The following is a 19,888-nucleotide window of genomic DNA, read 5'->3' as shown; positions in this document are numbered from 1 at the left end:
GACTACCTCCTTTCTTTTACTTCATCTGACAACATGATGGCGTCCTTATAATTCAGCTCTGCTTCTTCATAAATTGGGATTGGAACTACACCGTTACTCGCATCTGTATGCCCATAAATTCTGTTGCTTGACGCGACCGATTTTTGACGTTTTCTTAAAGTTAAAATTCTTTCTGCTGCTAGCCCTTCCCGCTCTTGTTTAATCGCTTCGAATTCATATTTCGTCTCGCCATTTTGGAATGCCTCTTTGTCGAAAAGTTGAATCTCACCATCTCTTAATGAAAGGTAAAGTAAATCACCAGTTTTTAAGTAAAGGATTCCACCATTATCAATCGCTTCAGGTGTCATGTGGCCGATCGCGGCGCCATATGTTGCCCCAGAATAGCGCCCATCACTTATGACAGTTGCCAGCCTCTTCAATTTTCGATTGGTGTTAATATGTTGCATCGGCGTAAACATCTCCGGCATACCATATGCGACTGGACCCTGCCCGGAAAGGATGACCGAAAGTTTCAAAACCTCTTTTTCTACCATAAGGTCAAAAAGGTTGTCATAAGGTTCATTTTTCCAGTCCTCATAAAATTCGGGTGCATTGAATCTGACCATTCCCAGCATACTTTCATGTTCAAACGTTTTCGATTCTTTTAAGTTCGTGATCAAACTAGAATCTAACAAGTTCTTATTGGCATCTTCTTCATTTTCATAGTAAAGAACAAATGCTGATTTTTTATCAAAACTATTTAGTTGAGGCGTCGCCATGCCACTTATTTTCACTACTGCAGTTTCAAAGAAATTTCCAGTCAATACATCGACACCACTAAAGCGTCTGCGCGGTTTTGATAGGATGACTGAGTTATCCCCAGCATTCTCAGCAGGAAGTCCATCTTTATTTGATAATCGTGTCCTCCAAGTCGTTCCTGCAACAGTAGGTGCATCTACGTCCATCGGCACACCGTTTTCTAACAGTTCATAGAATAAGGTTTCCATCCCTCGGCTATCACCGGCACAACATTGCATGGCGAGTGAAAAAATATCCCTATCTTCTGTCAGACTATAATTGAATAGATCCGGAATCGGATGTTCATGATGGATCTGATCCAGTTCTGCAAGGCTGAATTTATATCCTCCATAAAGCATGCCTGCCACGATATGCATCATGAGATTAGTAGATCCTCCAGAGGCACTATGAATTCGAATGGCGTTTTTAATATTTGCCGCCAAGATATTTGCCGCCCCAAATTCCTTTTTGTTAATCATGACACTTAAACTATCGAGTGATTCGTTTACTTGATCAGCCGTTGGAGGTGCAGTCAAAAGTTCCAATGCAGGATGAACTAGTCCCATTCCCGCAACGAGATGCCTAGAACTATTGCCTGTCCCATTGAATGCACAAACGCCACCCTGGCCGTCACATGTTGCTACCGCAAGCCTACGCTCAAATTCCTTATGTTGCTCTTTCGAAATGATATTTCTCTCAACCGCTCTCCCAAGCACACCTTGAAAAGCAGTATTACTCGTACACTGAAGAATATAAGCCATGGCATCTTTAATATCGTTAGCGATGTCAGGGTCACCGCCCCGCTGTGACTTCTCAGCGATTTCTTCAAGCTCTTCATAAAGATCGGTAGGGATCGTTCCCCCCTGAAGAACATGGGCCGGGGCAAATGTTGCAAAGAATGGTGCTTCTCCTCTGATCTGTCTGACTCTGTCCACATGAGCGAGGGCGCTAACGACGCCGAGTGGCTGTTTATCACACCCTTGAATCACGAAAGCTCCATGATAGCTATGAGCTTCAAGCTGGTTGACAACCATCTGAGCAACAGCGTTTCGACTTTGAAGCGAATAGCTCATCCCCTGGTTACTCTGGGCGGTGCCGTCACACATCACTGGTGTAGAGAAATAAAAGGGAACCCCGCCATTCTCCCAGATTCTTAGAGCAGCGAATGAGGAAGTCTGATAATCCATGATGTGTGCCGGATGATCAGGCGAACCGCCGATTATCGCGATTCTTGGAGCATTTTCTTCAAGTCGGTTATAGATATTTTCTAATGTCCAATCAGGGGATCCAGTATAAGACGCTCCAGCAATCTGTTTAGCTCGATCCAGAATACCAGCGACGGTAATCGGCTCATTTGCTTTACCTTGAACGTTATCTCGGTAAGGGTTCACCGAGTTTGTGATGTTCGGATACTTCGCAACCATCTAACCACTCCTATTATTGATTAAGAATTTACCTGAGAGATACTATCTTGTAATATCGTAATATCTCTCATCTTTTCTGCTTCTGGCACGAGAGACTCTGAGATCCAGATTTCTTGTAGTTCCAAAGTATTTTCTATACGAACCATCCTGATCGCCTCTAAATCAAATGCATTACACGTTTTTATTGCGGCTTTAATCGCAAGCTCTTCGGTCTCAAGCATCATCGGTATTTTCACCGTATCAACAACCGTACTCGTCAGAGCGTTCGCATACCCTTTTTCAAGTTCGATCTGTTCGAACGCTTCCTTCGTAATCACATCCGCAAGCCCAATTCCATTCGCATTCCCATGCGTTTTCTCCGTTAATTTTAAGACAGCGACACGAGATGCCAGGACGCCACCGCTGGCATATGGGGTAGGAAACCGTCCACTGATATTCGGATCCATTCCATCTCCAGAAATATCTTTACCTAATTCTTCGACGACGAGCACATCCAATGGATCGAACTTAATTCTCGGCATCAAACGCTTCGCTTCAAGTAACAACTCTGGTTCATCATCTAATAAACGCTCGGATGGAATAGCGATGATCTTCGCCGGTCGATCGTACGCATTTTCGATCGAGGCGAGTCCGAATATGATCGGACACTTCTCAAGCGCGATCTTCGCCATCGCCGGAACGTGTTCAGCCATATATTTAAATCCATATGAATGAGCCGCTTCAGCTCCCTTTTGCTTACCGAGTCCAATTGTTATCATTTTCAGCAAACCGCTCTCAATATCGCCTCTAAAAGCAGTGTGAGGTTTAATACGATTGATCACGATAACCTTGTCTGCTTCATAAGCATGCCTGTCAAAGTATACGGGAAGTCCATTTGAAAGCTCGCCGATCTTTACCACTTCCATACTAGAGCGAATTTCAGCTCCACTAAATTCCTCTGTCACCCCAAGGTGTTCAAGTACACTCTTCTGCCCCTCCGCCCTTGCTCCTCCATGACTCCCCATTGCTGGAACAATAAATGGATGTCCACCTGCGCTTCTCACAGCATTTACTACTTCTCTTGTGAGCAGAGGAATATCAGCAACACCTCGACTGCCTACAGCAATCGCGACTTCATCTCCCTTGTCAATCTTTGCTAACACATCGGCGATGCCTATGGCTCTGTGTACTTCACTTTGAACATCCTCGATTTCTGGAGCATCGAAATGCTGCCTCACTTTTACCATGGAAGGAAGCTTAATATCTTGAAGCAACTGTTTGACAACTTCCATTTAAATCCCCTCCATTATTCGCTTCTTATTTCCTCAAGCTGCGTATTCATTTCTTCAAAAAGATCCTTTCCGAATTTATCAGCGTACTTATCAATTACAGGCTGAATTTTCTTCTGAATTTTTTTCTTTTCATCGTCACTAACTTCATTCACTTTCATTCCAGCTTCCTTTAAATGCTCAAGAGATTTCTGGTTTTCTTCTCGATTCAAGCTACGCTGGTACTGTCCAGCTTCTATTGCTGCATCTTGTACGATTTCCTTTTCCTTGTCAGAAAGTTTATCCCAGAAACTCTTACTCATCAGGAATACAAATGGCGTATAGACATGATTTGTAACTGATAAATACTCCTGTACTTCATTGAACTTGTTAGACTCGATCGTCGCAAAAGGGTTTTCTTGCCCATCAACCGTTTTACTTTCTAGAGCTGTAAAAACTTCCGAAAACGCCATCGGAGTAGGGTTCGCTCCTAATTCCTTGAATGCATCCAGATGCACTTCATTTTGCATCGTTCTGATTTTCAACCCCTCAAAATCTTCTACTTTTTCTACAGGGTGTTTACTGTTTGTTAAATTTCGAAATCCGTTTTCCCAATAGCCTAATCCGACCAGGTTATGTTCAGCTAGCTTTTCAAGTACCTGGTCACCAACTGGACCATCAAGCACAGCATCAGCTTCTTCTCCCGAATTAAAAATAAATGGAAAGTCGAAAATTCCAAATTCTTTTACCATCCCAACTAGAGGTGATGTAGAAGGGATAGTGACTTCTTGAGTACCTGCCTTTAACGCTTCAGTCATCTGCATATCATCACCTAACTGCGCCGCAAAGTAATTCTGAACCGTTATTTTCCCACCAGATTTTTCCTCAACTAGTTCTTTGAACTTTATCAGACCCTGACCTTCTGGATGATCTTCATTCAGCCCAATTCCTGCTTTTATTACACGTTCCTGTATCCCATCGCTTGCCGCGTTTCCTGATGATGCTGAATCTTCCGTCCCACTACAGGCACCCAACGCTAGTAAACTAGCACTCAACAACCCGATCGTCACTTTTTTGGCCCAGTTTTTCATTTTGTTTCCTCCCAATTGTTATTATTATTTAGATAACAGTGCATACGAATCTTCATTCTCAGACTCGTTCAAACCAAGTTTGTTTTTCACTTCCATGTTGACAAGGTATCTGGGGTATTGATTATGAAGTAATACTTCCTTCACTCCTAATGCGGCTTTTGAACGCATCTCCATTTCGGATTCTTCGGAATACCACGCCATATGTGGGGTCAAGATGACATTTTCCAACAAGAGTAAGCGGTGATCATGATCGATCGGTTCATTTTCAATCACATCGAGTGCCGCTCCGGCAATTTCACCACTGGAAAGAGCGTCAATCAAAGCTTCTTCATCGATGACAGGTCCTCTCGCAGTATTGATGATCACCGCGGTTTTTTTCATCGTTCCAAACTCGTTTTTGCTCATTAACCCCTGTGTTTGTTCTGTTAGAGGAGCATGAATCGAAATGAAGTCTGACTCTTTACAAAGTTGATCTAATGACACTAAAGAAACTCCATCTTCGGCTGCCTTATCCTCTGGATAGTAGGGGTCATAGGCAATAACTCGTAGACCGAGGGGCTTCACTTTTTCAGCAAGAGCGCGAGGAATTTTCCCGAACCCTACTAATCCGAGAATCTTCCCTTTCAAACGATAAATCGGTTTAGTTAATTTGAAGTCCCATTTCTTATTTTTCACATTTTGATGAGCGCACGTAATTTGTCTTGACCAGTTTAAAAGAAGGGCAAGTGCATGATCTGAAACCTCGTCTATACAATAATCAGGAACGTTTGCTACGCAGATCCCTTTCTTTGTTGCTTCCTCGCTATCGATCGTATTAATACCGACGCCATATCTCGTGATCACCTTGCATTTATCGAGCTTCTCGATCACTTTTCTTCCGATCGGAGCATATTGATTTATGATCCCATCAGCATCTTTACATACATCAATCACGTCTTCTTCCGATTGACAGTTCGCTCGGACAAGTTCGATATCATCATGATCTAGAATAGCTTCTTCATATCGTAGATCTTCAAATTCCCAATCCGTGACAACCACTTTAAACTTTTTCAAGTAACCTTCTCCTTCCTCATAATCAATAAAGCGCTTTCAAAAAAAGACTACATAAACCATTCAAGTGGAACGGTTACGATCGCTGGGAATAGTACGAGTAGGATTAAGACGATGACATGAACTAATAGAAATGGCCATATCCCTCTTGTTAATTCCAAAATGCCTATCTTACTAATCCCACAACCTACATAAAGCACAGTTCCAACTGGCGGGGTAATTAAACCAATACAAAGATTGATAACCATGACGATGCCAAAATAGACTGGATCAATTCCTGCCATTTTCACTACAGGGATTAACACAGGGGTAAAAATCAGGATCGCAGGCGTTAAATCCATAACAAGGCCGATTGCTAGAATCAATAGCGTAATCAACAACATTAACAACATCGGCTTATCGATTAATGGTCCCAGCATATTCGCCATGTCCATTGGTACTTGAGCTACTGTAATTAACCAAGCTGACACCATCGCTGCCGCTGCTACAAACATAACGACGCTTGTTGTTTTAGCAGATGCAAGGAATACATTATAGAGCTCTTTCACTTTTAACTCTCGATAGACGACCATTCCTACAAACAATGCGTAAAAGACCGCTACGACTGATGCTTCAGTCGGTGTGAAAATACCTCCTCGAATTCCCCCTATAATAATAACGGGTAGCATTAAAGCCCAACTAGTTTCTCGAATTGCAACTAATATTTCTTTCGTACTCTTCCTTTTTGGAAGCTCACTTTTATCTCTTCTAGACATTATTGTCCAAACAACTACTAATCCAGTAGCCATCAATATGCCTGGTACAATTCCTCCCATAAATAACTTTGTAATTGATACACCACTCACTACTCCAAAAATAATCATCGGAATACTCGGAGGAATGACAGGAGCAATAATTCCAGCAGAAGCAATAAGGCCCGTCGATTGCCCTTTGTTATATCCTTTAGCAATCATCATTGGGATTAAGATCGCCCCAAGTGCTGCAGTATCGGCAACTGCTGAACCCGATAACCCAGCAAATAAAACACTTGCAATAATGGCAACATATCCTAATCCTCCACGAATGTGGCCTACTAATGTCATAGCAAAGTTAACAACTCGTTTTGAAATGCCACCGGCGTTCATTAATTCACCAGCTAAAATGAAGAACGGAATGGCCATTAATGCAAAATTATTTGCTCCATTAATTAAGTTCTGAGCAATGATTTGACTATCAAGACTTCCCATCATAAACATTAACGCGACACCGCTAAGAATCAGAGCAAATGCAATCGGTACACCCAGAGCAAGAGCACCGAATAAGGATCCTAAAAAAACTCCCAGGGCCATAGTCTACCTCCTACTTATAAGTTTTCTATCTTCTGCTTATTTATATCTTCACTGGCATGATCAGGAACTAATGCAAAGGCATTTGATTTGTCTTTGGTGAAAAAGGCGACATACAAGTTCCTAAAGACAATTCCCGCCATCACGATACTCGTTACAATTCCTACAGCATACACAACACCTAGCGGTAGCTTAGTCGCAGGAGCTAAACTTTCCATATTTAATAGTGTCATTTTCCAACTACCATTCAGTAGGAGCCAGAGAACATATAGGACCAATGCATTACCGATTACAAAAACTACTTTTTTTACCTTTTCAGGCAGCAGGTTTATCACCAGATCGACTCCTAAATGCATGTTATCTTTAAAGGCTGCGATAGCCCCAAGAAAGACGAGCCAAACAAATAGAAATCGTGACATTTCTTCAGACCAGGTAATCCCTGAATTAAATCCGTATCGAAGTACTACGTTTCCAAAAACTAGAACGGCCATCCCAATCAAGCAAAATGAAATCCCTATACTCAAGATATGGTTGAAAATATTTCCTACTTTCTTCATCATTCATCCCGCCTTCTTATTTCACTTCTGCTTTGATCTTGTTCACCAGATCCTCAGCCCATGGGTATTTCTCGTAATACTCGTCATATAGCGGATCTGCCGCTTTCTCCATTTCACTCTTAAATGCTTCATCAGGAGTAACGAACGTCATGCCATTTTCCTCAAGGAATTTTTTATTTTCATCATATTGCTTTTCCATCAGATTGAACTCATATGCAGCCGCTTCTTTTGCTGCCTTCTCAACAGCTGTTTGCTGGTCTTTTGTCAAACCTTCCCAAACTTCGCTATTAATAATATAGAGATTCGGGCTAAACATATGGCGTGATTCAAGCACATAGTCCTGTACTTCATACCATCCTGATGCTCTTAGTGTAGCTATCGGATTATCCTGTCCATCTACAACTCCTTGTTCAAGTGCAGTAAAAACCTCTGATATAGGCATCGGACTTACCGTAGCACCAAGGGCTTTTCCAAGGTTTATGTAGTGTTCAATGTTGGGCATTCTAAGACGCATTCCCTCAAAGTCTTCCAAAGAATCAATTGCTTCATTACTTGAAAACATTCGAAACCCATTAGCACTCCACGCAAGTGGGTGAACACCATGTTCTTTTTCGAGATCCTCTAGCAATTCATCACCAATCGGCCCATTCAATATTTTTTTGGTATGCTCATAATCCTTAAACAAAAATGGCCATTCCGTCACTCCAAGCTTCTCAATAGATGATTGCATTATCATCCCTGGAATTCCCATTTCAATCGTTCCATTACGAACTCCATCGTAGAACTCCTGTTCAGCACCTAACTGACTATTATCGTAAATCTCTACCTTCAATGCCCCACCTGTTTCATCCTCGACGATCGGTTTAAATTTTTCTTTTAAAGCGATGTTTTGTGGATGGTCTGATGCAAAATAATTAGCTACCTTTATCGTTTTAACTTCCTCACCTTTACTCCCGACTTCTGTTTCACTACACCCAGTCAAAAACATAGCAGATAAGAAAACAACTGACCCTACCCCTACCAACCATTTGTTCAACCCTATAACCTCCATTTTGTTTTATATTATAAAACGCAGTTTTGATTTATCCGCAATATGAAAGCGGATACATTTTATCCGCCGATAAACCATTTGTTTTATATTATAAAACTTAGTTTTGAAACCTCTTGGTAATTATGGTAATGAAGATCCCATTGCATGTCAACAAATTATTTCAAATTTTCTAATTATTTATTTTGTATTCGTTTTTCTCGACTTGATTGCATGTAATTATTTCAATCAAAGTGGGTAGTACATTATTGATAAACAACATAATAGAGCTCTACTTTTAAAGGACTCTCATCATATTTATTCGACAATCTTCGATCGTTGGTTTCCCTCCGTATTCAACAAGGTTGAATCAATAAAACAGCTCGAATTTTTGTGCAATTAGAGATGACATACTAATTGTTTTAATCTTATCTATGTCCTGATCACTGATATGAAGATTAGTTTGAATCCCCTCTAAATGCTAAATTTGCTTATCAAAATAGAGCCTCCATAACTGAAGGCTCCTCAACTGCTTTCACTATTAATTAAACGTTTGATTAACAAGTTTCAATCATATTTTTAGTGATTTTTCCTTCTTAGTGGCGCTGGTGACCCTTCATTCTAACCTCATTATACGACAAATCCACCCATAAACCGAGCGGTGACAGGCACCATTAAAACAAATCAAACTCCTCAGCGATCTCAGCCATTTGATGAGGCATTTTTTCATCATTCATCACATTCTTTGCGTTCTTAAACCGAGTTGGATTCACTTTGCGAATCGGAGTGGCTTTACCCGCTTTTTCAGTTAAACCCTTACTTGTTTCATAACCAACATACGGAGGGTATCTTACTTCATTATCCTCTGCACTGGCTGGTTTTCCCGCTTTTGATCCATTTCCTCTGAATTGATTGGAAAGATCAATTGTCGCCCCTGCCCCTTTCACGATCGCTTGTTTTGCTCCCGTTCTTGCTCTTGAGGAGAAAGTGAGTAACAGAATCGCCGCTATCACTAAACTCCAACCACTTGTTAGCATCTTCCACATGCACAGTACCCTCCTGACAAGTTGCCTTACTTTGGATCTAGTATGGAACAAGAAGCGCAAAGTTATTCAGACTGCTACTCCTCAATCCGTTTAAGAGGAGAATTGCCGATGGTTCCCGTTCTTCGAATTGTCACGTCCACGTTTACATCTACTTGCATATCCTTAAAGTGTTGATCCCAATTCTTTTCAACCGTTTTCCAATATGCTGGACTTGACCGGTGAATCGCTTTTCCGAATCCGAAAACATCCGACTCGTACTCGCCCTGCGTAACGGTTAATGCCTCGTGTATCTTTCCCTCAATGTCTTTTTCCGTTTTCTTTTCTAGGTCAGAAATGGTTTCCTTTTTCGATAAATCTAGCTGCCGACATTCAACGTCAGAAACTTTCCCTTCTACTTGAACCTTGATACTTCCATAAGGTTGGTGATTGATGGCCTTCGCTTTCAATTCTGCGTCTGTATCAATCAATTCAATCCCCGCTTTTCCTCCATTTTCACAAGGAACGACGACAATTGTGCTTTTCACTCGATTCAGGGCATAGTGAACTCCTTTACTTTCAGGATCATTTAACCATCCAACCAGCTTATCCTCCCTGAAAACCGCTGTGCCATGATATTGCAGTTGGGTTTGAGGCTGAATATGAGTCACGTTCTCTTTACTTTCACCCGTAGAAACCTTCCCCTTCACTTCAACTCCGGTTAACATCGGCTCCATCCCTCCCTCCATTAAATGCGCTGAGAGCTGATCAAGCGTCACAGTTAGCGTCGGGGCCCAATTTTTCTCAGACGTTTCTAACGCCGCATATAGTTTATTCGCCGGGATATCTTCAAGCGAGGTTAACACTTGAAGCGTGTCACCAGCCATCACATCTCTAGACACAACGATATAAAAATCATTCCGAATCTCCGGGTCTCGTGACAACAGATCAATGACATCTCCAATGCCTTCTTTCGCAAGTTCTTCTCCAATGACTAGTATCCGTAAATGCGAACCATAAATTCTTCGCGGGGCAATGGTTGTCATTCTTCTAAATGCTTCAAGTAAGGTGTCTGCATTTTCTTGATAAACTGTGACCGGGGTTGTGAATCCACCAGCCTGTTCAATTTCTCCAGGATTAACTACCTGTGCTGTTACCAGATAATCCTCATCCACTTTATCAATGCCATAAGCGACCGCAATCGCTAGCTCATTCAATTCATTCGCATCCCAACAGCCACTAAGTAGAAAAAGAATCAAACTCCCACTAACTAATTGATATAGGGTCCTTTTCATAGAATGTCTCCTATCGCGAGCCTGCTTTAACCGTTATCGTCTTCTAAAAGAGGCATTTACATTCATCTAATTGTTTGCTTCTATCTGAATAAAATGAACGAAGAAGTTGAAAAATAGACCGAAGAGAGCAATTGAGGGGTTTTTTTACAATGAGATATGTACGTAAATTAACAGATATGAAGAAAAAGAGAGCGAACATGAAAGAAAAGCCTGATTCTAAGCCTACGAATCAGACAACTTACTTGTCCGTTAACCTAAAAGAAAATCTAAAAGAAGTGAAAGAAACATTAGGTGGAAGTACCGACATTGTAATTCGAGAAATAGTCGCAGGAACAGATGGCACCATTTCTCTCGCCGTAATCTACACAGAAGGGTTAGCTGATAAAAATTTCGTACAGGACTTTATTATCAAACCCCTAATGCTTACGATTCGAGATACTGAGATTTCCGATCAAGGTGCCGAACATTTGGACACGAAGACGATTTTAAAAAATTTCGCTCTTGCAAACGGCGAAATAAACGAAATAGGAGACTTTGACTCCCTTTTTCAACACATTCTCTCTGGCGATACGGTGCTTATTTTAGAAGGGTATACAAAAGGATTTTCAATTGGATCAAAAGGATGGGAAGATCGAGGAATAAACGAACCTTCTTCCCAAACGGTCATTCGGGGTCCTAAAGATGGCTTTTCTGAAACCCTTCGTACAAATACAGCTTTAGTTCGTCGGAAAATCAAGGATCCAAATCTTTGGATTGAAACAAAACCTATTGGAAAGAAGACGAGAACAGATGTCGCACTCATTTATTTAAATGGTGTAGCTGACGATAAGATCGTGGAAGAAGTTCGGCAACGTCTGAACCAAATAGACATCGATGCCATTCTTGAAAGTGGCTATATTGAAGAACTCATTCAAGATAAGGCGTATTCCCCATTCCCTACAATCTTTAATACAGAGCGTCCTGATACACTAGCAGCCGGAATATTGGAAGGACGCATTGGACTTATTATTGACGGCACGCCGTTTGCTCTCCTGGTGCCTGCTGTTTTTGTTCAATTTTTCCAATCTAGCGAAGATTATTATCAGCGCTTCGATGTGAGCTTTCTGATTCGAATGATGCGCTTCCTTTCATTTTTCCTAGCTTTAATTACACCATCAGCCTATATCGCCGTCACAACTTTCCATCAAGAAATGCTTCCAACCCAACTTCTCATTAGTCTAGCTGCACAAAGGGAAGGAACACCTTTCCCGGCGTTAATCGAAGCACTATTGATGGAGCTAACCTTCGAGATTTTACGTGAAGCAGGTGTACGGATGCCTCGAGCCATTGGATCTGCCATCTCCATCGTTGGAGCGCTTGTACTCGGACAAGCTGCCGTGGAAGCTGGCATTGTGTCTTCTGCCATGATTATCGTAGTTTCTTTAACGGCCATCAGTAATTTCGTTATGCCTGCGATTAACATGGCGATTTCCGTTCGAATGTTGCGCTTTCCTCTCATGTTTCTTGCAGCAACATTTGGATTGTTCGGTATGATTATAGGCTTGATTGCCATCATTCTTCATCTCTGTAGCCTTCGCTCATTCGGGGTCCCTTATATGTCGCCAATGGCACCATTTAAATTAAAAGACCAAAAGGATGTTATTTTCCGTACGCCCATGTCTCGAATGTTTACACGACCAACCTTTCTAAAACCCAAGGACAAAGTTCGAGAAAAGCAGCCTAATCCTGAATCCAATTGAGTTTCCAAACGTCATCTCCCTCGAAAGGAAAAATAACATGTGGCAGATCATTGGTCTATGTGTCGCCATCGTAGCAATCGTATTGTTCGAGCGCCCTCTATTAAAAAAACATAAGAAGGATAGCTGGATTTTCTCCATCACCCTCGTCATCGCATTCGGATTATCCATTGCTCAGATCCTTGAATATGAGCTGCCAACACCCTTCGATTTTATTACGGTTCTTTTTAAACCGGTTCAATTTCTTTTTCAATAATCAACTCAAAAAGGGATGGTGAAAAATGTGGAACCTCCAAAAATATCAGCTACACAATTCACCATTATCGTGATTCTATTTACAATCGGGAGTTCCATTCTCATCATCCCCTCAGGACTAGCCGCAGCATCGGAACAAGATGCATGGATCGCTGGAATCGTTGGCCTAACTGGAGGTCTTCTTGTTATCCTATTATTTAATGCGCTCTCAAAACAAACCCCTTCGTTAACCTTACTTGAAAGTTGTGAAGTCATTCTCGGAAAAGGATTAGGAAAAGCTTTGTCACTCGTTTATATTAGCTTCTTTTTTATCCTCGCTTCTACGGTCGTCTGGGATTTAGTCAATTTTTTAACGACCCATATCCTAATCGAATCACCGATCGAAGTCATTAGCATTCTCTTTATCAGTCTCGTTATTTTCGCAACGCGACTTGGTCTTGAAACGATTGTTCGATGCGGAGAAATTTTCTTTCCCTGGGTCATTGGACTATTTTTTCTTTGGATGCTTTTCACTTTACCAGATGTCAAATTCACGAATTTACTACCGGTTATGGAAGATGGGGTAAAACCAATCTGGAACGGGGCAACTCTTTCAATGAGCATTCCTTATTTGCAGCTCATTGTTTTCTTAATGATTTCTCCTGCCATCCGTTCAAAAAAAACAGGAAAAAGTCTCTTTTTAGGGACATTAGTCGGGGGACTCATCTTACTTACAATCACTTTTGCCTGCCTTCTCGTTCTCGGTGTGAACGGAACCATTATTCAATCGCATCCAAGTTACATTCTTGGAAAAAAGATTAGTTTCGGCAACTTTGTTCAACGCATTGAAGTAATTGTGGCGATTATTTGGATGCTAACGATCTTTTTTAAACTGGTTGTGCTTTTCTACGCCTCAACGATAGGGTTTGCACAGGTCCTTGGTGTGAAAGAATACCGCATCCTGACCTTTCCACTGGGCATCATCCTGCTCGTTCTATCATTAGTTGTCTTTCCCAACGATACCTATGCGAATGAAATTGCAACAACCTCCTGGATTCCATATAGCTTTACAATCTGTATCATACTTCCACTCCTATTAATCCTTATCGCCAGGGTCAAAAAGAAAGCTCATAAAGTGTAAGGAAGGGGGATCATCATGGGGACCGTGAAATTATCATCCAAGCAATTATTTTCCATAATGGTGTTATTTGAACTAGGAAGCTCGATTGTCGTCGGCCTTGGGATGGAGGCGAGACAAGATGCGTGGATAACCATTTTATTAGGAATGAGTGGAGGATTTCTTTTATTTTTAATATACGCTTCATTATTTAAAGGTTACCCTGATCTCCCCTTATCCGAGTATGCACAAAAAATTCTTGGTAAATGGCCGGGTAAAATCATCGCAATTCTTTATAGCTTTTATTTCATTTATATTGGAGCAAGAGTACTAAGAGACTTTGGGGAGCTCATTGTCACCTCAACGTTGAGCCAAACCCCTTTGTTCGTTATCAACCTTCTCATTAGCGTGATTATTCTTTATGGAGGCTTGCTAGGTATTGAAGTAATTGGACGCTCCGCAGAAATTTTCTTTGCCATCGTCATGTCTTTAGGTGTCGTTTTTATTGGGTTAATCTTAGTGTCCAACCTGTTTCACATCGAAAATTTGCTCCCCGTTCTTGAGGATGGATGGAGCCCCGTACTCAAAACCGCTTTTCCACTGGTGCTCACCTTTCCATTTGGAGAAATGGTTGTGTTCACGATGTTTCTACCTTTTTTATACGAAAAAAGTGAGGGTCAAAAAATAGGTATGTACGCGATCCTTCTAAGTGGCATCATCCTTACCATCACGATCATTTTTCAAATCGGCGTAATGGGCGCCTTTCAAGCAGCAAGTTCCACTTTCCCCCTACTGGACACGGTCGGAAAAATCAATATCCAGGACATTATTCAACGTCTTGATCCCATCGCCATTCTGATCCTAATGATCGGTGGATTTATCAAAATCATCGTCTTTTTATTTGGATCTGCCATCAGTCTTTCCACCGCTTTTTCAATAAAAAGATGGAAAACGCTAACGGTGATCATTACGTGCGCAGCGCTCGTTACTTCCATTTTAATCGAAAGAAATTATCTAGAGCATATCCAGGTCGGATTAAATGTCGTACCATATTATCTCCATCTTCCCTTTCAGGTAGGGATTCCCCTTCTTCTTTTTCTAGTGATGCACGTTAAACAGTGGCGGGCACAAAAATGAATGGTTCTTATCTGGGTTCTCCTCAAACATAAAAAGCCTCCTATCTTAACGAGATAGAAGGCTTTCAATATGCCTCTTCACAAGGTCAATTATCAGATTCTAGCCCTTCGTTCGAGCTTGGATTTCATCCTAACAAAATGCCTTTCGAGACGTTTGTTCACTTCCTCAGGCTTCTCAAGTGCTACGGAGTGACCTGCTTTTCCAACGACTTCACAACGTCCATTCTCAACCTTCTTCGCAATGTTTTCAGAAAGCTGAATCGAATAGGCATGATCCTGTTCTCCAGCAATCGCGAGAACGGGTACCGTGACGCCTTCTAACTCTTCAAGCACACTCTTTCGATGAATCACCTGGTGAGCTGCGTCACCAATCGATGAATCAAGTTTCTTCATGTAATCACGCCAAGTGTTTCGTTCCCTTTCGAACGCCATCGAGCCAAGCGAGGCATCACCAAACATGATGTACATCAATGTATCAAGTACTTCTTCCGCACCGTTCTTCTGAAGCTGAGTAACGAGCGGCTGGAATTCTTCTTTCTTATATTCAGCTTCACCAGAGCTCCCTAGAACGACACACGAATGAAGCAGGTCCGGCCTTCTTGCCGCCAACCTTAGCGCAATAAAGCCTCCCATTGAGTTTCCGATAAAATGACACTTCTCAATACCAAGACCTTCAATCAACGCTGCCGCATCATTTGTAAGCGTATCCATTTCGAGGTACTCTAAAGAAGAACGACCGCTATTCCCCTGCCCGCGGTGATCATAACAAATCACTCGATAATCTTTTGAAAAATGCTCTACCTGATGTTGAAACATGTCCGAGTTAAAAAACAGCGAATGACTAAAAACCAAAACTGGTGCATCCTTTGGACCATAATCTTCATAATAGAGCGGTGTTTCGTTCACTTCAATAAACGACACGGGTAACCCTCTCCCTTAATATGAATTTTGTTATGGTGTATCCACTACAAAGTTCGCTACCATTTTGCAAACCCCTCTTTTTACATCCATTATGCTCGAAATAAGAGGAAGAAATCACTCGACAAATAAAGCCAAATATCGGGCGGTGACAGGCACCCGCGACTCGCGAACCTACGACCAAAGACACAATTCCGCTAACTCCCATTGACCCCTCTTCCATAAAAAGGTACCTTTAATATGACACTAATTCTCACAGTCGTTTAATTTGTATCATACAAGGAGGCAACCGTATGGCAATTTATTCAGAACGAGAAACGTGGAATACGAAGCAAATGTATGCCCACCAATTAGAAGGCTTAAAACGCACCGTTACAAATGCTTATCACAACGTCCCTTTCTATCATGAAGCGTTTAAAGAGGTACATATGACCCCGGATGATATCCAGTCACTAGACGACCTGCGCCGTCTTCCTTTCACCAAAAAACAACACTTAAGAGAGAACTACCCTTTCAATATGCTCGCTTGCCCCATGGAAGACATCATTCGTATCCATGCTTCTTCCGGAACGAGCGGAAAACCAACTGTAGTCGCATACACAAAGAACGACATTGAAAACTGGGCAGACATCGTCGCAAGGTCCATCGCACTCGCAGGCGGCCAAAAAGGAGATATTCTTCATAACGCCTACGGTTATGGCCTCTTTACAGGTGGCCTCGGACTCCATGCAGGTTCTGAAAAACTCGGTTGCGCAACTGTTCCGATTTCAGGTGGGAATACCGCCAATCAAATCACCCTCATCCAAGATTTCAATCCTAAGATCATATGCTCCACGCCTTCTTATCTCCTAAATATAGGTGAAGCAATGATGCTGCAAGGGATTGATCCAGCTACAACTTCTTTAAAATATGCCATCCTTGGAGCAGAGCCCTGGTCTGAAGAAATGAGGTTTCAAATCGAAAAATTATTCCAGTTAAAAGCATCTGATATTTACGGTCTCAGCGAAGTCATGGGACCCGGCATTGCGATGGAATGCTTAGAATGTCAGGACGGACTCCATATCGCCGATGATCATTTTCTAGTTGAGGTGATTAATCCAGAAACGCTCGAATCACTTGATGACGGGCAATATGGAGAACTTGTTTTCACAAGTCTTACGAAAGAAGCCCTGCCAACGATTCGCTATCGCACAGGTGACATCGCATCCATTACAAGAGACCAGTGTCTCTGCGGGAGAACGACTACACGAATGAGTCGAGTGAAGGGGCGGATTGATGATATGCTCATTATCCGTGGTATCAATGTGTTTCCTTCTGAGATTGAACGATATATTTGTGACCTGGATGAACTCGTTCCTCATTATCAAATTCACTTGCAGAAAAAAGGGCATCTGGATCATGTGACTTTGCATGTTGAGGTATGTGAAGAATTCTATGGAAGGTTGTCAGGAAAGGAAGACTTTACACACCCCCTGGCCATCGACCTCACAAATCGTATTAGCAAGACACTAAAAATGAAAGCGCTTATATCTGTAGATGTGAACTTAAAACCACCAAAATCCATTCCTCGTTCTGAAGGAAAAGCAAAACGCATCGTTGACCATCGAACTTCGGCGTCACCTCATTTCACTATCTAGAAAAATCACCACAAAAACAGGCTGACGATTAACCTCGCCAGCCTGTTCGACATTTGGTTACATATACCGGGTGGTGACAGGCACCACGCGAACCACGCGATCACCGTTTCCGAACTAGTAAATACACCAAGCTACTTAATCACTTGTTCAATTCCTATTTCAACCACCCGCTTTGTTTCATTCGCTTCTAGTGCAGATAAAATCACTTGCAACGACCTCATTCCTTCTTCCCCGCTAACGGCTGGAATCGTATCGTTCATAATACATTCCACGAATTTCTCGATCACGTGAGTAGATTGCTGTCCTCCCGCTTCGTTCGTCTGGATTTTCTGAAGTTCGTATTTCAGGACGTCACCATTCTTATATTGAACAATCAGTGAATGTTCCGGATCATCCTCTAAACGAAGCACTGCATTTTCCCCATAAATCACGGTCGAGTTATCACCGCCAGAGACGTAAGACCAGCTTGCAGTCAGGGTCCCAATTATTCCATTTTCCGTCTTAAGAATACACACAGCGTTATCATCCACATCTATGTTTTCCTTCGCATTCGTTTCTACAAACGCGCCTACCTCGACAATTTCTCCCAGTAAGTAGCGCATGAGATCTGACTTATGTACACCAAGGTCTCCCATCGCACCAATAAACGCTCGCTCTTTATCAAAGAACCAGCTCCCTGCACCGTCAATACTCCACTGCTCTGGTCCAGGATGACCAAATGTCGTGCGGAAGCTGTAGATCTTCCCAACTTCACCACTCTCGATTAATTCCTTTGCTTTTACATGCGATGCGACGAACCTCTGATTATGCGCAATCATCAGCTTTTTGCCGTTTACCTCAGCTGCTCGATTCATCGCTTCCGCCTCCTCGCGCGAAGTCGCCATCGGCTTCTCACAGAGAACATGTTTTCCAGCATTCAATGCCGCAATGGAGACAGGCGCGTGCAATGCGTTCGGTAAACACACACTTACTGCATCTATCTCCTGATCTTCAAGTAAACCGAGGTAATCCGTATAGGCTACTCCACCATATAAGCTCGCCATTTCATCTGCCCGTTCTTTCACAACATCACATACCGCTACAATTTCCACATTCTCTTCATCACGATATTCTGGCAAATGACGACGCCTCGCAATACTTCCACATCCGATAACCGCTACTTTCAATTTCTGCATCTTCTATCCCTCCAGCATCTTTTTCAAGATAAAATTTCACTCGGTAATCCCGTAGGTTGTTTGCACGTACTTGTCATCTTGTAATGCATACCCTTTATTGAAGATTCATGAATACCGTGCATAATTTCAAGTACATGATAAGCGAGGTTGCCACTTGCCCTGAGATCTCGTTCAGCTCGTATAGCGTCCACCATGTCAATCACACCAATCCCGCGACTATTTTCTATCGATCCATGGCTAAAAGGAACTTCCGTCCACTCCGTCTCACCAGGTTTTCTTAAGAGCACCGGACCGCCGAAGGTATTCGGATCTGGCACACTTAACGAACCATTCAATCCATAGATTTCTAGAAATGGTGTCTTCGTTCCCCATACGTCAAAGCTCGTAATTATCGTGCCAATTGCACCATTTTCAAAATCTAGAATACCCGTAACATGCGTTGGTGTCTCCACTTTGATTTTCTGCCCGTTCTTCGGTTCACTTGTAATTGTTCGTTCAGGTGACGTTATCCTCGTTGAACCAGTTAGACGACGAACAGGTCCAATTAAATGGATTAGCGCCGTTAAATAATAAGGACCCATGTCAAACATCGGTCCTGCACCGGAGCGATAGAAAAATTCCGGATCAGGGTGCCAATTCTCCGGTCCATGGCCCATCATGAAGGCAGTCGCAGCAACTGGTTCACCGATCGCACCGTCCTCAATCAGCTTCTTGGATGTCTGAAGACCACCACCGAGAAATGTATCAGGAGCAACGCCTACTAAAAGTCCTCTTTCCTTTGCTTTAGCTAAAACCTTCTCTCCATCCGTAAGCGTTATTGCGAGCGGTTTTTCTGAATATACATGCTTTCCTGCTTCTAGAGCACGTAGACTTATATCCGCATGTGCCGCCGGTATGGTTAAATTCAGCACGAGATCAATCGCTTCATTTTCCAAAAGTTCATCTACACGTAGAACATGAGAAATTCCATATTTCTCTGCTTTCTCAACCGCTTTTTTATGGTTCAAATCGGCCACCCCAACGACTTCGAGACTTTCCAACTCACGAAGGTTCGTTAAGTAAATATCGCTAATGTTGCCGCAACCAATGACTCCTATCCGAATCCTTTCCATTTTCTCTC

The 19,888-nt window shown here is 42.3% G+C and carries 17 protein-coding genes; 5 read left to right on the top strand and 12 right to left on the bottom strand.

Features of this window, described 5'->3' with window-relative positions; all coding sequences use genetic code 11:
• Window positions 1-2 precede the first annotated feature (2 nt).
• The 9 genes from LC090_RS02395 to LC090_RS02355 form a co-directional block, all read right to left on the bottom strand.
• Window positions 3-2,201, bottom strand: coding sequence for a dihydroxy-acid dehydratase (locus tag LC090_RS02395; protein ID WP_226654906.1), 2,199 nt, complete (start codon window positions 2,199-2,201; stop codon window positions 3-5).
• 20 nt (window positions 2,202-2,221) lie between these two features.
• A complete protein-coding gene (locus tag LC090_RS02390) occupies window positions 2,222-3,472 on the bottom strand; it encodes a lactate racemase domain-containing protein (protein ID WP_226654903.1) in 1,251 nt (416 codons plus the stop codon).
• Window positions 3,473-3,486: 14 nt separating this feature from the next.
• A complete protein-coding gene (locus tag LC090_RS02385) occupies window positions 3,487-4,539 on the bottom strand; it encodes a TRAP transporter substrate-binding protein (protein WP_226654901.1) in 1,053 nt (350 codons plus the stop codon).
• 24 nt (window positions 4,540-4,563) lie between these two features.
• A complete protein-coding gene (locus tag LC090_RS02380) occupies window positions 4,564-5,592 on the bottom strand; it encodes a C-terminal binding protein (RefSeq protein WP_226654899.1) in 1,029 nt (342 codons plus the stop codon).
• Window positions 5,593-5,639: 47 nt separating this feature from the next.
• Window positions 5,640-6,917, bottom strand: a complete 1,278-nt coding sequence (locus tag LC090_RS02375; protein WP_226654897.1) for a TRAP transporter large permease — start codon at window positions 6,915-6,917, stop codon at window positions 5,640-5,642.
• A gap of 14 nt (window positions 6,918-6,931) precedes the next feature.
• A complete protein-coding gene (locus LC090_RS02370; RefSeq protein ID WP_226654895.1) occupies window positions 6,932-7,474 on the bottom strand; it encodes a TRAP transporter small permease in 543 nt (180 codons plus the stop codon).
• A gap of 13 nt (window positions 7,475-7,487) precedes the next feature.
• Window positions 7,488-8,507, bottom strand: coding sequence for a TRAP transporter substrate-binding protein (locus LC090_RS02365; RefSeq protein WP_226654892.1), 1,020 nt, complete (start codon window positions 8,505-8,507; stop codon window positions 7,488-7,490).
• A gap of 665 nt (window positions 8,508-9,172) precedes the next feature.
• Window positions 9,173-9,544: a hypothetical protein gene (locus tag LC090_RS02360; RefSeq protein ID WP_226654890.1), complete on the bottom strand. Its 372-nt coding sequence runs from the start codon at window positions 9,542-9,544 to the stop codon at window positions 9,173-9,175.
• 74 nt (window positions 9,545-9,618) lie between these two features.
• Complete coding sequence (locus tag LC090_RS02355; protein ID WP_226654888.1) at window positions 9,619-10,815, bottom strand: Ger(x)C family spore germination protein; 1,197 nt, start codon at window positions 10,813-10,815, stop codon at window positions 9,619-9,621.
• A 149-nt stretch (window positions 10,816-10,964) separates the two neighbouring features.
• Between LC090_RS02355 and LC090_RS02350 the strand changes: the two genes are divergently transcribed.
• Genes LC090_RS02350 through LC090_RS02335 form a run of 4 tightly spaced genes read left to right on the top strand, consistent with a single transcriptional unit; the run spans window position 10,965 to window position 15,039 of the window.
• Complete coding sequence (locus LC090_RS02350; protein ID WP_226654886.1) at window positions 10,965-12,554, top strand: spore germination protein; 1,590 nt, start codon at window positions 10,965-10,967, stop codon at window positions 12,552-12,554.
• A gap of 37 nt (window positions 12,555-12,591) precedes the next feature.
• Window positions 12,592-12,807, top strand: coding sequence for a hypothetical protein (locus tag LC090_RS02345; protein ID WP_226654882.1), 216 nt, complete (start codon window positions 12,592-12,594; stop codon window positions 12,805-12,807).
• 27 nt (window positions 12,808-12,834) lie between these two features.
• Window positions 12,835-13,926, top strand: coding sequence for a GerAB/ArcD/ProY family transporter (locus LC090_RS02340; protein ID WP_226654881.1), 1,092 nt, complete (start codon window positions 12,835-12,837; stop codon window positions 13,924-13,926).
• A 15-nt stretch (window positions 13,927-13,941) separates the two neighbouring features.
• A complete protein-coding gene (locus LC090_RS02335) occupies window positions 13,942-15,039 on the top strand; it encodes a GerAB/ArcD/ProY family transporter (protein ID WP_226654880.1) in 1,098 nt (365 codons plus the stop codon).
• A gap of 92 nt (window positions 15,040-15,131) precedes the next feature.
• Here LC090_RS02335 and LC090_RS02330 read toward each other — a convergent pair whose 3' ends face one another.
• The gene (locus tag LC090_RS02330; RefSeq protein ID WP_226654879.1) at window positions 15,132-15,959 is read right to left on the bottom strand and encodes an alpha/beta fold hydrolase; all 828 of its coding nucleotides are present in this window, start codon (window positions 15,957-15,959) and stop codon (window positions 15,132-15,134) included.
• Between the two features lie 290 nt (window positions 15,960-16,249).
• Between LC090_RS02330 and LC090_RS02325 the strand changes: the two genes are divergently transcribed.
• The gene (locus tag LC090_RS02325; RefSeq protein WP_425590617.1) at window positions 16,250-17,593 is read left to right on the top strand and encodes an AMP-binding protein; all 1,344 of its coding nucleotides are present in this window, start codon (window positions 16,250-16,252) and stop codon (window positions 17,591-17,593) included.
• Between the two features lie 131 nt (window positions 17,594-17,724).
• Here LC090_RS02325 and LC090_RS02320 read toward each other — a convergent pair whose 3' ends face one another.
• A complete protein-coding gene (locus tag LC090_RS02320; RefSeq protein ID WP_226654878.1) occupies window positions 17,725-18,768 on the bottom strand; it encodes a Gfo/Idh/MocA family protein in 1,044 nt (347 codons plus the stop codon).
• A 23-nt stretch (window positions 18,769-18,791) separates the two neighbouring features.
• Entirely contained in the window at window positions 18,792-19,880 is a 1,089-nt protein-coding gene (locus LC090_RS02315) for a Gfo/Idh/MocA family protein (protein ID WP_226654877.1), read from the bottom strand.
• Window positions 19,881-19,888 lie beyond the last annotated feature (8 nt).

The sequence above is a fragment of the Guptibacillus hwajinpoensis genome (assembly GCF_020524165.1).
Lineage (GTDB): Bacteria > Bacillota > Bacilli > Bacillales > Guptibacillaceae > Guptibacillus > Guptibacillus hwajinpoensis_D.
This window is presented reverse-complemented; position numbering and strand designations above follow the sequence as displayed.

What these genes read in the sequence shown, in the direction of transcription:
- LC090_RS02390 (WP_226654903.1), bottom strand. Translation starts at nt 3,472, where the DNA reads ATGGAAGTTGTCAAACAGTTGCTTCAAGATATTAAGCTTCCTTCCATG.
- LC090_RS02345 (WP_226654882.1), top strand. Translation starts at nt 12,592, where the DNA reads ATGTGGCAGATCATTGGTCTATGTGTCGCCATCGTAGCAATCGTATTG.
- LC090_RS02320 (WP_226654878.1), bottom strand. Translation starts at nt 18,768, where the DNA reads ATGCAGAAATTGAAAGTAGCGGTTATCGGATGTGGAAGTATTGCGAGG.
- LC090_RS02385 (WP_226654901.1), bottom strand. Translation starts at nt 4,539, where the DNA reads ATGAAAAACTGGGCCAAAAAAGTGACGATCGGGTTGTTGAGTGCTAGT.
- LC090_RS02315 (WP_226654877.1), bottom strand. Translation starts at nt 19,880, where the DNA reads ATGGAAAGGATTCGGATAGGAGTCATTGGTTGCGGCAACATTAGCGAT.
- LC090_RS02325 (WP_425590617.1), top strand. Translation starts at nt 16,250, where the DNA reads ATGGCAATTTATTCAGAACGAGAAACGTGGAATACGAAGCAAATGTAT.
- LC090_RS02350 (WP_226654886.1), top strand. Translation starts at nt 10,965, where the DNA reads ATGAGATATGTACGTAAATTAACAGATATGAAGAAAAAGAGAGCGAAC.
- LC090_RS02375 (WP_226654897.1), bottom strand. Translation starts at nt 6,917, where the DNA reads ATGGCCCTGGGAGTTTTTTTAGGATCCTTATTCGGTGCTCTTGCTCTG.
- LC090_RS02335 (WP_226654880.1), top strand. Translation starts at nt 13,942, where the DNA reads ATGGGGACCGTGAAATTATCATCCAAGCAATTATTTTCCATAATGGTG.
- LC090_RS02355 (WP_226654888.1), bottom strand. Translation starts at nt 10,815, where the DNA reads ATGAAAAGGACCCTATATCAATTAGTTAGTGGGAGTTTGATTCTTTTT.
- LC090_RS02395 (WP_226654906.1), bottom strand. Translation starts at nt 2,201, where the DNA reads ATGGTTGCGAAGTATCCGAACATCACAAACTCGGTGAACCCTTACCGA.
- LC090_RS02370 (WP_226654895.1), bottom strand. Translation starts at nt 7,474, where the DNA reads ATGATGAAGAAAGTAGGAAATATTTTCAACCATATCTTGAGTATAGGG.
- LC090_RS02360 (WP_226654890.1), bottom strand. Translation starts at nt 9,544, where the DNA reads ATGTGGAAGATGCTAACAAGTGGTTGGAGTTTAGTGATAGCGGCGATT.